General features: G+C 57.1%; 1 protein-coding gene and 1 pseudogene. Both read left to right on the forward strand.

The window, feature by feature from the left end; translation table 11 throughout:
- Positions 1–352: alpha/beta fold hydrolase (locus tag WFM49_RS18495; RefSeq protein ID WP_336974843.1), on the forward strand; the 352-nt coding region annotated here is incomplete at its 5' end.
- A gap of 83 nt (positions 353–435) precedes the next feature.
- A pseudogene (locus WFM49_RS18500) lies at positions 436–765 on the forward strand (2,5-dihydroxypyridine 5,6-dioxygenase); the annotation flags it as partial.

The following is a 765-nucleotide window of genomic DNA, read 5'->3' on the forward strand; positions in this document are numbered from 1 at the left end:
GGGTTGCACGGCTGACGATATGCGTGCCTTCTGCCCGACCTGGACGCAAGAGCAATTGCAATTGCGTGCTCAGTGGCTGCACACCTGCCATGAGCCTGCGATTCTGGCCAGCTTTGAGGGCTTTCATACCGACGATATTCATGTCGACTTCCCGCATTTGACCGTGCCTGCCTTGCTGATGACAGCCGAGCGTGGTGACGTGGTGCGTGACGAGGATGTGGCCGAGATTCAGCAGTTGGCCCCTGGCGTTCAGCACGTTCGCGTGCCTGATGCCGGTCACATGATTCCTTGGGATAACGAAGCAGGCTTTTACGAAGCCTTCGGTGACTTCCTGGGCCAGCGCTTGGTGTGATGTTGAGCAGGGGCCGCCAAGGCGGCCCTGTCGTGATTAGGCATGTCGGTTTGAAGCCGAGGTGTCTCACTAGGAGAGACAAAATGGCAGTGAGTGATTATCAACTTATCGAAGCATGGCAAGAGGTTCTACGTCTGTCCAAGCTGCAAGCAGGTCAAACCGTGACCCTGCTGACCAGCTCCACGACGAATCAGCAAAACATGCAGTGTGCGCAGATCGCGGCCCAGTCCATGGGCGCGGTGGTAAATCGTCTGGATCTGCTGCCTGTGAATGCAGAAAAGGCACTGAGCCGGGATCCTTTGGCTTATCTGGGCACGACGCCTTTGACGGGCAACGAGGCGGCAATCGCGGCTTTGAAGGCCAGTGACCTGGTGCTGGACTTGATGACTCTGTTGTTCTCGCCCGAGCAGATT

Source organism: Alcaligenes sp. PF14, assembly GCF_037150615.1.
Classification (GTDB): Bacteria; Pseudomonadota; Gammaproteobacteria; order Burkholderiales; family Burkholderiaceae_B; genus Alcaligenes; species Alcaligenes phenolicus.